Origin of the sequence: Pseudomonas sp. NFACC39-1 (genome assembly GCF_900110355.1) — a bacterium.
Lineage (GTDB): Bacteria > Pseudomonadota > Gammaproteobacteria > Pseudomonadales > Pseudomonadaceae > Aquipseudomonas > Aquipseudomonas tehranensis.
The window spans coordinates 167939-183212 of sequence record NZ_FODL01000003.1 but is presented as its reverse complement, the minus strand read 5'-3'; the positions used below and the strand labels follow the sequence as shown (position 1 = coordinate 183212).

13 protein-coding genes are annotated in these 15274 nt (G+C 60.1%); 4 read left to right on the top strand and 9 right to left on the bottom strand.

From position 1 onward, the window contains the following. Position 1 precedes the first annotated feature (1 nt). Positions 2 to 1651, top strand: a complete 1650-nt coding sequence (locus BMY45_RS07785; protein ID WP_092396305.1) for a cyclic peptide export ABC transporter — start codon at positions 2 to 4, stop codon at positions 1649 to 1651. A 211-nt stretch (positions 1652 to 1862) separates the two neighbouring features. Here the strand turns inward: BMY45_RS07785 and fhuF are convergent, their stop codons facing one another. Continuing rightward, on the bottom strand, positions 1863 to 2552 hold the full coding sequence (gene fhuF / locus BMY45_RS07780) for a siderophore-iron reductase FhuF (protein WP_092396303.1): 690 nt from the start codon (positions 2550 to 2552) through the stop codon (positions 1863 to 1865). A gap of 199 nt (positions 2553 to 2751) precedes the next feature. Between fhuF and BMY45_RS07775 the strand changes: the two genes are divergently transcribed. Next, positions 2752 to 4455: an ABC transporter ATP-binding protein/permease gene (locus tag BMY45_RS07775; protein WP_092396301.1), complete on the top strand. Its 1704-nt coding sequence runs from the start codon at positions 2752 to 2754 to the stop codon at positions 4453 to 4455. Between the two features lie 79 nt (positions 4456 to 4534). Here the strand turns inward: BMY45_RS07775 and BMY45_RS07770 are convergent, their stop codons facing one another. Genes BMY45_RS07770 through BMY45_RS07755 form a run of 4 tightly spaced genes read right to left on the bottom strand, consistent with a single transcriptional unit; the run spans position 4535 to position 8039 of the window. Then, positions 4535 to 5824, bottom strand: a complete 1290-nt coding sequence (locus tag BMY45_RS07770) for an NAD(P)/FAD-dependent oxidoreductase (protein ID WP_092396299.1) — start codon at positions 5822 to 5824, stop codon at positions 4535 to 4537. Then, positions 5821 to 6567: an amino acid ABC transporter ATP-binding protein gene (locus BMY45_RS07765; protein WP_092396297.1), complete on the bottom strand. Its 747-nt coding sequence runs from the start codon at positions 6565 to 6567 to the stop codon at positions 5821 to 5823. Before BMY45_RS07765 ends, BMY45_RS07770 begins: the two co-directional genes overlap by 4 nt. Further along, positions 6564 to 7220: an amino acid ABC transporter permease gene (locus tag BMY45_RS07760; protein WP_092396295.1), complete on the bottom strand. Its 657-nt coding sequence runs from the start codon at positions 7218 to 7220 to the stop codon at positions 6564 to 6566. The genes BMY45_RS07765 and BMY45_RS07760 overlap by 4 nt, the downstream gene beginning before the upstream one ends. 60 nt (positions 7221 to 7280) lie before the next feature. Beyond that, positions 7281 to 8039, bottom strand: coding sequence for an ABC transporter substrate-binding protein (locus BMY45_RS07755; protein WP_092396293.1), 759 nt, complete (start codon positions 8037 to 8039; stop codon positions 7281 to 7283). Between the two features lie 164 nt (positions 8040 to 8203). On the opposite strand from BMY45_RS07755, the gene BMY45_RS07750 reads away from it, so the two are divergent. Further along, positions 8204 to 8980: an IclR family transcriptional regulator gene (locus BMY45_RS07750; protein WP_092396291.1), complete on the top strand. Its 777-nt coding sequence runs from the start codon at positions 8204 to 8206 to the stop codon at positions 8978 to 8980. A 219-nt stretch (positions 8981 to 9199) separates the two neighbouring features. Further along, complete coding sequence (locus BMY45_RS07745) at positions 9200 to 9811, top strand: TetR/AcrR family transcriptional regulator (RefSeq protein ID WP_092396289.1); 612 nt, start codon at positions 9200 to 9202, stop codon at positions 9809 to 9811. Between the two features lie 85 nt (positions 9812 to 9896). Here BMY45_RS07745 and BMY45_RS07740 read toward each other — a convergent pair whose 3' ends face one another. The 4 genes from BMY45_RS07740 to fabF all read right to left on the bottom strand — a co-directional run bounded on the left by BMY45_RS07740 (position 9897) and on the right by fabF (position 15258). Further along, positions 9897 to 11000 (bottom strand): polyamine ABC transporter substrate-binding protein, encoded by a 1104-nt coding sequence (locus BMY45_RS07740; RefSeq protein WP_092396287.1) that lies wholly within the window; start codon positions 10998 to 11000, stop codon positions 9897 to 9899. A 39-nt stretch (positions 11001 to 11039) separates the two neighbouring features. Next, a complete protein-coding gene (locus BMY45_RS07735; protein WP_092396285.1) occupies positions 11040 to 12377 on the bottom strand; it encodes an alginate export family protein in 1338 nt (445 codons plus the stop codon). A gap of 120 nt (positions 12378 to 12497) precedes the next feature. Then, positions 12498 to 13760 carry a serine hydrolase domain-containing protein gene (locus BMY45_RS07730; RefSeq protein ID WP_092396283.1) on the bottom strand — a complete coding sequence of 421 codons (1263 nt, stop codon included), beginning with the start codon at positions 13758 to 13760 and terminating at the stop codon, positions 12498 to 12500. A gap of 205 nt (positions 13761 to 13965) precedes the next feature. After that, positions 13966 to 15258, bottom strand: a complete 1293-nt coding sequence (gene fabF, locus BMY45_RS07725; RefSeq protein ID WP_092396281.1) for a beta-ketoacyl-ACP synthase II — start codon at positions 15256 to 15258, stop codon at positions 13966 to 13968. Positions 15259 to 15274: the final 16 nt, after the last annotated feature.

Sequence of the window (15274 nt, the reverse complement as noted above, 5' to 3'; positions counted from 1 at the left end):
AATGGATCTGTTGTTACTCATGGCTAAACGCTCCTGGCGCGCACTGCTGGTGGCGACCCTGACGGGGTTGATTTGCGGCCTTGCGGCAGCCGGTCTGATCGCCAACATCAACCACAGCCTGGAGGTGTTCGATAAGCTGCGCCCGGTGGATGGCCTGCTCTTCGCCGGCCTGGTGGTGTTGGTCGCGGTGTCGCGGATAATCTCCGACATCAGCCTGTTGCGCCTGGGCCAGGCGGCCGTCAACGACATGCGCCTGCACCTGAGCGCCAAGCTGATCGACACGCCTTACGCGCAATTGCAGCGCCTGGGCAAGCATCGCCTGCTGGCGATGCTCACCGACGATACGCAGACCATCAGCCAGGCGGTGGAGTTGGTGCCGATCCTGCTGGTCAACGTCGGGATCATCGCCGCGTGCCTCGGCTACCTGGGTTGGCTCAGCATGCCATTGCTCGGCCTGACGCTGCTGCTGATCGTGCTGGGCAGCCTGAGCTTTCACTGGCCGCAACGCCGGGCGCTGACCTCGATCTCCCGTGCTCGCGAGCTCAAGGACCAGTTGTTCAATCAATACCGCCTGCTCACCGATGGCAGCAAGGAACTGCAACTCAACCATCCACGCCGGCAGCACTTCTTCACCCGCCTGCTGATACCGGTGAGCCAGCAATACCGCCGCGATTTTGTACGGGGTATGAGCATCTACGCCCTGGTCCTGAACTGGGGCAATGCGGTGTTCTACATGCTGATCGGTGTGGTGTTGTTCGCCGCGCCGCATTTCATCGACCTGAGCGCGAGCCTGGTCACCGGCTATATCCTGGCGATCCTCTACATGATCACGCCGTTGTCGGAGCTGATGCACGCCTTGCCGACCCTCGGTCGGGCCAGCGTGGCCCTGAACAAGATCCGCGCCTTGGAAGGCGAGATGCAAACCGCCGACGAGGCCGTCGAGACGATCTCGCCGACCCAGGTTCGCAGCCTGGTGTGCCGCCAGGTCACCCACACTTACTACCGCGAGCGCGAAGACGGTCATTTTACCCTGGGGCCCATCGACCTCACCCTCAATGCCGGCGAAGTGGTGTTCATCACCGGCGGTAACGGCAGCGGCAAGACCACCCTGGCGTTGTTGCTGACCGGGCTGTACCGGCCGGAAAGCGGCGACGTCATGCTCGATGAGCAAGTGTCCTCAAGCAATGACAATCACCATTACCGACAGCACTTCTCAGCGATCTTCACCGACTTCTGCCTGTTCGAAAACCTGTTCGATGGCGACGATCCGCACCTGGTGAAACAGGCACAGGACTACCTGGTGCATCTGCAACTGGACCACAAGGTGCAAATCGAGGACGGCAAGCTGACGACACTGGCGTTGTCCACCGGGCAACGCAAGCGCCTGGCGCTGCTCAGTGCGTACCTGGATGATCGCCCCTGCTACCTGTTCGACGAATGGGCGGCCGACCAGGACCCGGTGTTCAAGCACTTCTTCTACACCCGGATCCTGCCGGACCTGCGCGAACGCGGCAAACTACTGATCGTCATCTCCCACGACGACGCCTACTTCGGCCTGGCCGACCGGTTGATCCGCATCGAACATGGCAAGCTCAGCGAAGCCGCAGCCTGCGTCGAGGCTTCGTCTCAGGCCACGATGCTGTCCAACTGAGCGAACACACCTTCAGGGCTGCTTCGCAGCCCAACGGGGATACATCCCCTCGCCACAACTGTGCGCAGGCCGGGAATCCGAGGAATCGCGATTCTTGCATAGCCCTCCCCAAGCTGGAGTGGGCCCAACAATCTCAGGCAAACAGGCTTGGTTTTGTGGCGAGGGGATGTATCCCCGCTGGGCTGCGCAGCAGCCCCTTTGTGAGCGCCGCTCAACCGTCTTCATAGATGTAATGCAGGTAGCTCACCTGCTCCGCCAGCGGCAGGCGGTGCAGCTTGGGGCAGGATTCGCAGAGCACCGGCGGTTGGCCTTCGACCGGCTCGTGCAATTGGTAATGCAGGCAACAATGCCGGCGCAATGGCAAGCAGGGGCAAATCTGCGGCGCCGGTGATTCGACCATGCGTTGCAGACCTCGCAGCTTCAAGCGCCCGTTGTTCACCGTGACCTGTTCCAGCCACCGGTGCGCCTCGGCAAAGCCGTCCCTGGACAGGTCAGGGTCCATTCTGGCGAAGGCACCGTCCCAGATAGCAACGAAGTTGCCCCACAATATTTTCGGGGCCAGGCCACCGGCGGCGGCCAATGTGCTGAACAGTGGTGCCAAGTGCTCGTGGATCAACCGCGACCAATACACCGCACGGCCATCCGCATCCAAGGCAGACAGTCCGGTGGCCAGGCCCAGCGCCGACGGTTGGCCGTCGTCGTGTATCAGCAAGGCCTCCTCGTCCCAGAACTCGATCGCGCAGCCACGCGTCAGCACACAGGCCAGGGTGGCCGGCAGGACGATACTCATGTAGTTCATCGACCACTGCGAAACCACGGCGGCGCGGTTCACCCCTGGGTAACGCAAGGCAAACCGGGTCAGCAAGGGTTGCAGTACGGCAGGGTCGGCAAGCTGGCTCAACGCGATGGCAGGCTGATCACCAGGTTCCTGCCGAATGACACGCTGTATCGGCGGCCAGGCCTGGTTAAGCCATTCTGGAAATTCGATAACGGGGCTCCCGTGGCTTTCCCTAATTAATGCAAACGATTAGCATTGGCTGATCCTATCCTCCCTCCCCTGCAAACTCAACGTCGTTAGCGACCAGGCTCATCAAGACCACATGCACACACTCCGCAATTTCTGGCGTCTCGCGCGGCCTTTCTGGGCATCCGAGGAAAAGTACCCGGCCCTGTTGCTGCTGTTGGCCACTGTGCTGATGACCCTGTGCCTGGTCGGGGTCAACATCCTCACCAACTTCTGGAACCTGCATTTCTATAATGCCTTGCAGGCCCTGGACTACCACGGCTTTCTGATCGGCAGCCTGCAATTCATCCTGCTGCAGATCGGCACCGCCGCCTTCACCGTGGGCGCGTTCCACTTCCAGCAGAAGCTGACCATCCGCTGGCGGCGCTGGGCCACCCGCAACATGCTTGATCAATGGCTGGACAGCCAGCGCTACCAAAAGCTGAAGCTGACCGAAACCGAGGTCGACAACCCCGATCAGCGGATCGCCGAAGACATCGACCTGTTCATCGTCAAGTCGCTCAAATTGAGCCTGGGCCTGTTGACCTCGGTGGTGTCGCTGTTTTCCTTCCTGCATATCCTCTGGCAGGCTTCAAGCCTGGTCAGCGTGCCGTTCAACGACCAGTCCATTATCATTCCGGGACTGCTGGTATGGGTCGCTCTGGTGTATGCGCTCCTGGGCACAGGCCTGGCCTTCTGGCTGGGGCGCGCGCTGCCCAGCCTCAACTTCATGCAGCAGCGACGTGAAGCGGATTTTCGTTTTTCGCTCATCCGCCTGCGGGAGAACGCTGACTCGGTAGCGCAATACCGCGGCGAAGTCGTAGAGAACGAACGCTTCAACCACCGCCTGGAGGCGGCGCTGGAAAACTTCTGGGCGCTGGTGAAAAAACAGAAGCTGATCATGGGCTACTCGACCTTCTACTTGCGCAGCGCGACGGTCATTCCGATGTTCATCATGGCGCCACAGTTCTTTGCCGGCGCCTTTCCCCTCGGCCGCCTGACACAGATCAGCGCGGCCTTCGGCGAAGTGCACGCCGCCATTGCCTACCTGGTGAGCGTGTTCCCGGAGCTGTCGGAATGGAAGTCGGTGATCGACCGTTTGATCGGCTTCCAGGAGCGCTTGGATGACGTTGAGGTCAAGTCTCAGGTCAGGCTCGAACAACAGGCCGACGGTCTCGACATCAAGGACCTGGACATCTGGCTGCCGAACGGCCGACCGTTGTTCAAAGACTTCAATCTGTCGCTCAAGCCCGGTGACAGCCTGATGATCCGCGCGCCGTCCGGCTACGGCAAATCAACGCTGATCCGCACGATTACCGGGCTTTGGCATCACGCTCGTGGCTCAAGCTGTTATGACCGTGAGCGTGCCCTGACGCTTGCGCAAAAACCCTATCTGCCGTTGGGCAGTCTGCGTGAAGCGCTGTGGTACCCCAACCCACCCCGTCGCGAAGAAGATGCCGCGCTGCGCCAGGCCATGGAGCAAGTCGGCCTGCAACACCTGAGCGATCTGTTGGAGCAGGAGCGGGACTGGACGCAGACCCTCAGCGTCGGCGAACAGCAACGCTGTGCGTTCGTCAGGGCCCTGCTGGCCCGCCCGACGGTGCTGTTCCTCGACGAGAGCAGTTCGGCACTGGACTCAACCAACGAGGCGCGCTGCTATCAACTGCTCAAAGAGACGCTGCCGGAAACGATCCTGATCAGCGTCGGACACAATGCTTCGCTTGAGCGCTTCCATTGGCAAGTCCTGGAGCTGCAAAGCGAAGCACGGTGGGTGCATCGGAAGGTCAAGCAACCGGTGTGAGTTCGCAGAGCACCGGTTTTGGCGATGGGTTTAGTGTATTCACCGCCCATGAGCAGAACACTCCAGCCCCAGCCAAGTATTAAAACAAGGCATCCAGTACCCGGTAATAGCTAATCCCGGCGGCAAGATAAAGCCGCTGCAAAGCATGAAAGGGAATCTGGCGCAGTGGCATGACCGGAAACGGGAAATCCTGCGTCGTCCCCGACAGCTTCGCTGCCAGATGCCTGCCTAACGCCGTGGACAGGGCAATGCCGCGACCGTTGTAGCCGAGCAGGACTGACAGCCCCGGTGCGGGATCATGCACATGCGGTAGAAAACTTTGTGTCAGGGCGACCCGACCACTCCAGCGGTATTCGACCGGCACATCCGCCACTTGCGGAAACAGCGCACCCAACGAACGCTCCAGATGCGCCCAGTCACGCTGTCGGGAAGGCTCCGAGAAGGGGCCCCGCCCTCCCAGAAGCAAACGCCCCTGTGCATCCTGCTTGAAATACAGCAGCAAGCGTCGTGAGTCCGAACAGACCTCGCCACCGGGCAAGATGGTCTTGCGTATCGCCGGTGGCAGCGGATGGGTCGCGATGATGAAGCTGTTGGCCGCGACGACGGTCTGGCGCAATCCGGGCCACAGGTCGTCGGTATAGCCATCGGTGGCCAACAACACCCGCTGCGCACTGATCCTGGCCCCTTGCGCAGTAGACACAGTCCACCCCGATTGCTGTCGCTGCAACCCCGTGACACGGCTGTGGCCGTGGATCATCGCGCCCAGCCCCATTGCGGCCTTCGCCAGGCCACGGGCGTAACTCAGTGGATGCAAACTGCCGGCCCGCGGATCAACCCAGCCGCCCAGATAGTTCTCGGTACCAATACGTTGACTGACCGCGGCTCGGTCCAGTAGCTCCACCTTGACTCCGCGGCGTTGCCATTGCGCGGCGCGCTGCTCGATGACCTTCATCGCGGTGGCCGAACAGGCGGGTTGAATCCAGCCTTTTTGGCTCGCATCACACTCGATGCCGTACTGGCGGACCAACGAAAACACTTCGTCAGCGGCTGAACCGGCCACATCGAGCATCGCTTCGGCTCGGGCCGGACCGAATTTGGCGTGCAATTGATCGGGGTCGAATTTCAGCCCCGGGATCACTTGTCCACCGTTGCGCCCCGAAGCCCCCCAACCCGGCTCGCCGGCATCCAGCACACAGACACTCACACCTGCTTCGGCCAAGCGCAAAGCTGTGACCAAACCGGTGTAACCGGCACCGACAATGGCGACATCCACCTGTTTATCTTCGGCCAGCGCCGGCGTTTGCACCGCGGGTGTCGCAGTCGCGGCCCAGAGAGAGGCCGGCAGTTGAGGTGCGAAAGGTACGTTCACGCCTGCACCTCACCGCTGTGATTGAGCAGTCGGCGAAGAAAGTCCTGAGTGCGTGGATGCGCCGGGGTGCTCAGAACCTCCCCCGCCGGACCTGACTCGACGATCTTGCCGCTGTGAAGAAAACAGACCTTATCGGCCACGTCTCGAGCGAACGCCATCTCGTGCGTCACCACGATCATGGTCATGCCTTCATCGGCGAGATTGCGCATCACCGCCAACACTTCGCCGACCAGCTCCGGATCGAGCGCTGAGGTCGGTTCGTCGAAGAGGATCGCCTGAGGGTTCATCGCCAACGCTCTGGCAATGGCGACACGTTGCTGCTGACCTCCGGACAGTTCGTCCGGGTAGGCATTCATCCGATGGGACAAGCCAACCTTTTCCATCAGCGCCTCAGCATTCCTGCGAGCAGCTTGAGGGTTTTCCTTCTTCACATAGATCGGCCCCTCCATGACATTTTCCAAGGCCGTGCGATGCGGGAACAAATTGAAGCGCTGAAAAACCATTGCCACCCGGCTGCGAATGTCGTGGATGGTCCGGGCATTGCGCTCGACACGTTCGTCGTTGACCAGAACGTCGCCCTGATCATAACTTTCCAGGCCGTTGATACAGCGCAGCAACGTGGACTTCCCCGACCCCGAAGGGCCGATCAGGCACACCACTTCACCACTTTTAACCTGCAGGTCGATGCCTTCGAGGACCGCCACGCTGCCGTAACTCTTGTAAACGCCCTTGATCTCTATCATGACGTTCTCCGAGTGCTGAAGCGTGCTTCCAAACGACGTAGCGCAAAGGACAGCGGCAGGCTCATCGCAAGGTAAAGCAATGCCACCAGGGTGTAGACCGTCATGTTCTCAAAGGTTGAAGAGGCGATCAGTTGTCCCGCGCGAGTCATCTCGGCCACGGTGATGGTGGAGACCAACGAGGAATCCTTGAGCATCATGACCAGCGTATTGCCATAAGGCGGTAAAGCAATGCGAAATGCCTGGGGCAGCACCACTCGCCGCATCACCATCGCACCACGCATACCCAACGATTCCGCTGCCTCGATCTGTCCTTGCTGAATAGCCTGGATACCGGCCCGGAAGTTCTCCGCCTGATACGCCGAATAAGCGATCCCCAGACCAATGACACCGGCCTGCATTGCGGTCAGCTGGATGCCAAATTCCGGCAGAACGAAATAGATATAGAACAGCTGCACGATGATCGGCAGACCACGAATGATGTTCACCACGCTGATGGCGAACAAGGCGATCGTGCGTATCTTCGAAACCATCATCAGGGCAAAGAGCAGCCCTATCAGCGAGCTGAGTACAAACGAACCGGCCGTTACCTGAAGAGTGACCACCGCCCCTTTGAGTAAGATAGGGAGGAAGTCCAAAACATTCTGGAGAATCATAAAGCTACCCACAGGACAATGAGTGGACCCGCCTGCCGACGCAGGCGGTCGACAAAACCGTCAGTTGAGTTTCCACTTCTCGATGATTCGTTCGAGCGAACCGTCAGCCTTGATCGCAGCGATGCCTTTGTTGACCTGCGCCAGTGTTGCGCTGTCCCCCTTGCGCACGATCAGGCAAACGTCCCCCATCACCACAGGCTGATAACTCTGTACCAGGTGCACCTTGTTCTGTGTGCCCTGAGCCAGTTGGTAGGCCACGATCGGGCGATCGGCGAAGCCTGCCTTGATACGGCCAAGCGCCAGGTCACGCATCAGATCAGGGATCGAGTCATAGCCACGGACCTCCTTGAAGACACCACGCTTGTTCAGCTCATCGATGAACACAGTACCGACCTGGGCGCCGACTACCTCACCGGCAAAATCTTCCATGCGGGTGTACTGGGTCTGGTCGTCGGCTTTGACGATAAGCCCCTCGCCATAGCTGAAGACCGGATCGGAATACTGCACCACCTTTTCCCGCGCCGGCGTCCGGAGCATGGCGGCGGAGATCAGGTCGATCTTGTTTGAAGTCAGTGACGGAATAAGCGAAGCAAAAGTGGTCTGCTGGATCTCCACCTCGAAGCCGCCAGCCTTGGCCACCGCCTGCGCGGCGTCGACCATCATGCCCTGGATGCTCTGGCTTTTGACGTCGAGAAAGGTGAAGGGAATACCCGTCGCGGTTGCGCCAACCTTGTAGACGGGCTCGGCGACGACATTGGCTGAAGCGATGCCAGTAGCCAGAGCGACAACGAACGTGAATGCACGAAAGCGAGTAAGCATGGCGTATCTCCCATTGGACGTTTTTGTTTGTCTTAAGTCCGGTAAGGGTTGCCCCAATGAATGGCAGGAGGCTCAAAATGACTATAAACGATTTACTAAAATCGTAAAGAGATTTATAAATATCGAATATCGATACTTATAAATCAATAAAACAAGGATTCCCCATGAGCGATACCCCTCATCCCCTCTTCAATCAGTCACTGGAAAAAGGTCTGGCCGTGTTGCGGGCTTTCAACGCATCCCGGCGCACGATGAATCTGGCGGATATCGCGCAAGCGGCTGAGATCAACAAAAGCTCCGCGCAACGCATGATTCACACCCTCGAAGAGCTGGGTTACGTGCGCAAGCATCCGCAGACCAAGCGCTTTCAACTGACCCCGAAGGTCATGGAAATCGGCTACAACTACCTGGCCGCCGACACGCTGGTTGACGTGGCCAATCCGTTCCTTGCCGAGCTGGCGCAGGCTACCGGGGAAACGACCAATCTGACCGAGCCCGACGGACTGGACATGGTTTACGTTGCACGCTTCGTAGCGCCGAAATTCATCCCTATCCACATGCCCATCGGCAGTCGGATACCGATGTACTGCACCGGTTCTGGACGAGCCTTTCTAAGTGCCCAGCCAGACGACGAACTCGCTGCCGCACTGCAAGCCAGCGACCGCAAACGACATACCCAATACACGCTGACCGAGATTGCCGACATCATTGAGCAAATCGAGGCCACGCGGCGCAGGGGGTACGCCATAAACAGGGAAGAGCTGTTCCTGGGCGACATGTCCATAGCTGCGCCAATCATTGGCAGTCAGGGCCTGCCGGTGGCGGCGGTGCATGTGGTGGTGCCCAGCAGTCGCTGGACCATGGAGGAAGCCGAGCGCAAGCTGGCGCCCGCGGTTATCGAGTGTGCACGGGCGATTCGCTCGTCAATACGAACCCTGTAGCCGATGTTTTTTTTGCGGCAGTCTGAAGGCGAGGCATGCTGAGTCGTGCGCGAACTGTTTTCGCCGTGCAGGAGGGTTGCCCGATACAGGGCGAGCCGGCGGCGCGCTTGAGTGTACCGCTACAAAAATGAGCGCTTTAAAGTTTTTACCCCATAAAGTATTTTTGCAGCACTGACTGGGGCCAGATGTGCCCTACTCTTGACCTGACAAGGAACTTGCGTGAGCGGACTGCGAGAACGGCAAAGGCTCGAACGGCGCCAAGCCATCAGTAAAGCGGCGATCGAACTGTTCGAACGCCAGGGCTTCCAGAACACCACCATCGAACAGATCGCCAACCAGGCGGGCGTTTCGGCGCCCACGGTATTCAAGTACTTCGGCAACAAGCAGGAAATCATTCTGGAAATCCTCCATGAGGCTGACCGACGCGCCCTGCACGATACCCGCCGCCTGATCCCGGCCATGGACGACCCGGTGGACGCCCTCTGCTACCTGGAAAAACTCCTCACCGATTATGCCCTCCAAGTCATGCACCCCAGCCTGTGGCGCGAGCTGTTACCGCTGATCCTGTTCGGCGGCCAAAGTGAATTGCCCGAAGGCTACCGCGCCATGAACGATGCTCTGCGCGCTGAAATCAGCGGTCTGCTGCGCGAGTTGCAACAAGCCGGCAAACTGCGCGCCGACCTGGACGTCGACCTAGCGGCGTTCCTGCTCAACGACTACGCGCACCTGCAACTGCTGCGCCTGGTCAGCCAGACACCGCCGGACATCGAATCCCACTCCAGCCAGGTACGACGCATCACCGCCCTGCTATTCCAAGGCATGCGTACCTGACCCTGGCGGGCATCCTGGTCGCTGAAATCACCACCCAGGATCGGCTAATTGCGGCGACGCAACCATAGCCACGCCGCCGCGCTGTTCAGCGGTTGGTCTTGATGGTGGTCCAGACACGGGTGCGGATACGCTCCATCGCCGCCGGCATCGGCTGCAGCGGGAACAGGGTTTTGCGCGCCTCTTCAGGAATGTACATGTTGGGATCGTTGCGAATCTCGGCATTGACCAATTGCGTCGAATCCTTGTTGGGGTTCGGGTAGCCGATCCGGTTGCTGATCATGGCGATCACTTCCGGGCGAAGGATGTAGTTGATAAACGCGTGAGCCTCGTCTGCATGCGGCGCATTGATCGGCACCACCATCACATCCGACCACATTGGTGCCCCCTCCTTGGGCAATGCCATGGCGACCTTGACGCCCTTGCCTGTCGCGTCCGCCAACCGCTTGGCCAAGGCCACGCCGCCAGACCAGCCTACCGCCACGCAGACCTCATCGTTAGCCAGGTCCATGCCGTATCGCGAGGAGTTGAAGTAGGTGATATCGGGGCGGATTTTCAGCATCAACTGCTGCGCCTGGGCGTAGTCCTCACGTTTCTGGCTGTTAGGGTCCAGGCCCAGGTAGTGCAAGGCGATGGGCAGGATCTCGTTGCCTGCGTCGAGGAAGCCGACGCCGCAGCCGGCCATTTTTTTCAGGTTCTCTTCCTTGAAGATCATGTCCCAGGTGTTCATCTGCACATCCGCGCCAAAGATCTTCTGGACCTTGTCGACGTTGTAGCCGATCAGCGTAGTGCCCCACAGATACGGCACAGCGTAACGATTGCCGGGGTCGCCCACCGCCTCCAGGGAGGTCATGAACTGCGTATCGAGGTGTTGCCAGTTGGGCAACTGGCTGCGGTCCAACGGTTCGATGGCGCCGGCGGCGATCAGATGGCTGATGTTAGAGCTGCTGGGAAACACCACATCGTAGCCGGAGTTGCCGGTCAATAACTTGGATTGCAGGGTTTCGACACTGTCAAACACATCATAGATCGGACGAATGCCGGTCTCTTGCTCGAAGTTCTTGAGGACTTCGGCTGGCAGGTACTCGATCCAGTTATAGATGCGCACCGTGCGCTCTTCGGCCAAGCACCAGCCGCTACACAGCCAAGTGATGACGACGCCCGACAAGGTACTACGCAAAGACTTGTTCATGCTCAAACACTCCTACGCGGCCGCGATGGCTCGCGGCGCTCAATAACGGTAGGTGAAGTAGAGTTCCAGGGCATCGAAGTTCCGGTCATTGCCGAAGATTTGCTTGGCCGCCGCCAGGGGTTTGACCCAGTTGTACGACAGTGAGGTGTAGAAGGACGGCGTTGGGGTCCAGTCGAGAAATACCACGCTTTCATCGGCAAAGCGCCGGTCACTGACTGCAGCACCCATGTAGTTTTTCTCGTCGAGCCAGAACTGATAGTGGATCGCGCCCAGGGTCAGGGTTTGGCTCAGGTGCGTCTTGAGCGAGAACTGCTGGACGTTTTCGTTGCTGTTGAACAACAGGTAGTTGCCGACCACGTCGCCGACCAGCCAGGTACTCCAGTCGATGAAGCCTTTACTCAACGGGTCCCAGGCCTTTTGCCGATTGTCACCTGGGTTGTCGTCGCCGGAAAAGCTCGCGTAGCGGTAACCGAGGATCGGCGTCAGCGGCACGTCGCCAAAGGCATAGTCGGCCTGGGCGTACCAGGCGTTGGCCGCATAGTCGACGCCCTCACCACTGCCGCGCTCCACAGCGTATTCGGCGTTCAGGGTCAAGGCTGCGACACCCGGCACCTTGGTATTGAGCGCGCGCAGGTTGTAGACCTGCATGCCGTCGCGCCGTCGTGGCAGCGTGCTGCCGCGCGGGCCGAGGGCGTTGACCTTGAGCGCCATCGCGCCGAGGGTGACTTGATCGTCGAGGTTGTAGTCGAGATTGAACCCGGTCATGCGAAAGTCACCCAGGTCGTCGTCGGTGCGTAAACTGAAGACCTGACTTTTCAGCGCACCCTGCTCCCAGGCCAGGATGGCCGAATCCTTGAAAGCTGTACGCGGACCGAGCCAGTAGGCGCCGTCGTTGAACTGGTCGAGGTTGCCATCCATAACGATGAAACCGGTGCCGACCATATAGTTCTGGCGCCCGGCGGTAAGCTTCCACTCGCCGACCTGCACGCCGGCAAACATCTCCTCGCTGGCCACCTGGCCATCGGAGCTTCGGGTAAAACCACCCGCGTCGCCATCACCGAAGGTGGTGGCGGCCACCACCGACGCGCCGCCGAGCAGGTTGACGTCCGGGGTCAGGGCGTAATCGAACTTGATGCCGGGTTTAACGTAAAACTCCTGCCAACCGATACGGCTGCCGTCATTGCGGCCGTTGCGCTGGTCGACCCGGCCACTGCCGAAGTTGACGTTGCGCGTGGTGATGGTCGCACCGCCAGCGGTGAGGTTGAGCTCGCCCTTGAGGTCGCCGTCCTCGAAGGCGTAGCCCGCCAGGGCAACCTGGGCGCTCAGGGGCAGACAGACCGCCGCCAGCGCGCGGGTAGAACGCATCGTGAAATACATCGTGAAGCTCCTGTGTAGTTATTGTTGTTACAGGGCAGTTGCAGACGGCACAGCACGCCGCCAACACCTGGGCAAGCCAGGTGGAATCCAGACGCTGGATCGTTATTGTTGGAAGTGGCGTCAGCGCGTCAGATGCGCAGCAATGGCGCGCAGCATGCGCACGCTGTCGGCATCGAACGGGCCGACCGCCTCCGGCAGCGACGACTGCTTGACGATCACCACTTTGGAAGGCTTGTCGATGAACAGGTATTGGCCATGGATGCCACCCGCCATCAGGGCCTGACTGTGGTCGTTGAACACGTACCACTGGCTGCGGTAGGACGCGCCGGGCGTCCACGCCGAAAACTCGGGGTTAGCCGCATAGATCGCCGGAGACGCGCCACTGGCGATACGCCCGATGGCCTCGCTGGACAACAGTTGCGAACCTGCGTGCCGGCCGTCATTGGCCAGCAAACGACCAAAGCGTGCCATGTCACGAAGGGTGGCGCTGAAGCCGGCACCCGCCACGCTGCGCCCCCAGGGGTCGGCCATGAAATAGCCGTCGCGCTCACAACCCAGCCGGCTCCAGACCGCTTGCAACAATTGCGCGCAGGACCTGCCCGAGGCACATTCCATCACCCAGGCCAGGGCCTCGGTGGTGGCGGTCACGTAATGGAAAAACCCACCGTGCTCACCTCGCTTTCGCAACGACGGCAGGTATTGGTAAAGGGATTCGAATTCGCTGTATTGGCTTGGCGCCGGGTTGAAACCGCAGGCATAACCGTATTGCGAACTCTCGGACGCCGGGTCGTCATAGACCTCGCTGTAGTCGACCGCCACAGCCATGTCGAACAGCTGACGCACGCTCGCATCACCGAAGGCGCTGCCTGCCAGTTCGGGCACGTAGCTGCTGACCTGGCGCGCCGGGTCGAGCACGGCATCGCTGATCAACTGTTCGCCCAGCACGCCGATCAGCGACTTGGTCACCGAAAACATGATGTGGCGATCGTCAGGACGCTGACCGTTGAAATAACGCTCGAACAGCACCTGATCACCTCGCATCACCAGAAAGCCATCAGTGTGACTGGCCCTCAGATGATCAAGCACGCTAATGCTCAGGCCGCAAACGCTGTCAAAATGCAGCTCATCCAGCGCCTGGGGCGCTTCGGCCAAGGGGTCGCATGGGCCCCGCCCAGCCTGCACTTCAATGGATGGGCGCAACTGAGACAGATGGCGAAACCCCCAGCGGTTGAAGGGCGGGCGCATCCAGTTTTCCCAAGTCACACGCTGCTCCGGCGCAGCGGGAAACCCTTGCATCAAGCGCGGAACGACCGGCTCGACAAGTGAAGATTCATTGACCTCTACGTAAAGCCTGACGAGTAAGGGGACGGCGTTCTGGCTCATCTATGTGATCCTGGAAATGACTCTGCGTGGAAGCAGATGCAGGAAAACAATTACCCCTATAAAATATTTTAGTCAATAAAATATTTAATCGTCGTTTGATATGTCCACCTCGTCGGCGGAAAATGCCACAGGCCAAAGACCTGTGGTGATGAGGGTCAAATCCTTTGATATACAAGCCGAAGCGGCCGGAGCCGGTATCGCTTAGTTAGTCTTTAGTATCCCAGCAGCGAAACAGGACGCTGGCGTTAACGCCGCCGAACCCGAATCCATTCGAGAGCGCATGGGTGATCGGCATCTTCCGGGCATTGAGGGCGACCAGATCAAGCCCCTCTGCGGCCTCGTCGGGGTGAAGCAGGTTCAGCGTCGGCGGTACGACTTGATCACGCAGCGCGAGCACTGTGAAGATCGCTTCAATGCCCCCCGCCGCCCCCAAAAGGTGCCCGGTGGCGGACTTGGTCGAGGTGATAGCCACGCCGGAGTCAGTCCCGAACACCGAGCGAATCGCTGCCAACTCCCCGTTGTCGCCCACCTGTGTGGAGGTCGCGTGGGCATTGATATGCTGCACGTCGGTGGGGCTGACCCCCGCCTGGCGCAGAGCCTGCTGCATGGCACGCCCTGCGCCGCTGCCGTCTTCCGGGCCCGCCGTCAGGTGATAGGCATCGGCGCTGGTGCCATAGCCGACCAGTTCGGCCAGGGGCTTGGCACCTCGAGCCAAGGCATGCTCCAGCGACTCGATCACCAGCAGCCCGGCCCCTTCGGCCATGACAAAACCGTCACGGTCACGATCAAAGGGACGCGAGGCCTCCTGAGGGCGTTCGGCAAAGCCCGTGGACAGCGCGCGGGCGGCGGCAAAACAGCCCAGGGTCACACGGTCTATCGCCGCTTCGGTACCGCCACATATGGCGATATCCGCCTCACCGCTTCTGATGAGCCTGGCCGCATCGCCAATGGCTTGCACCCCGGCGGCACAAGCCGTTACAGGCGCACCGAGAGGCCCCTTGAGCGCATGCCGGATGGAAACGTGTCCGGCCGCCATGTTGGCGAGAAAGGCCGGCGCGGTGAATGGCGACAAGCGGCGCGGCCCACGTGCATCGGTAGTGCGTACAGCGTCAGCAATTGCGCCAAAGCCACCGACGCCCGATGAAATGATCGTCGCAGTGCGTTCCTGGTCTGAGGCTTGCGTCGGATGCCAGCCTGCCTGCGCCAGGGCTTCATCGGCAGCGACCAGGGCGAACTCGATGAAACGGTCCATCTTCTTGCGATCCTTGACCGAGATAAAGCGCTCGGGGTCATACCCCGCAACGGCATCCTCTTGCAGAGACGGCACCTGGCCGCCCACCGCAACGCCGGTACCTTCGGTGATATCGCCAGACAGGTTACGAATACCGGAACGTCCTGCCAGCAACCTCTGCCAGACTTCTTCCACTGCACAACCCAGGGGGCTGACAATGCCCATGCCTGTGACGACGATTCGCTTTTGACCTTCGGCAGTCATCATAAAAACCTCTTCATTT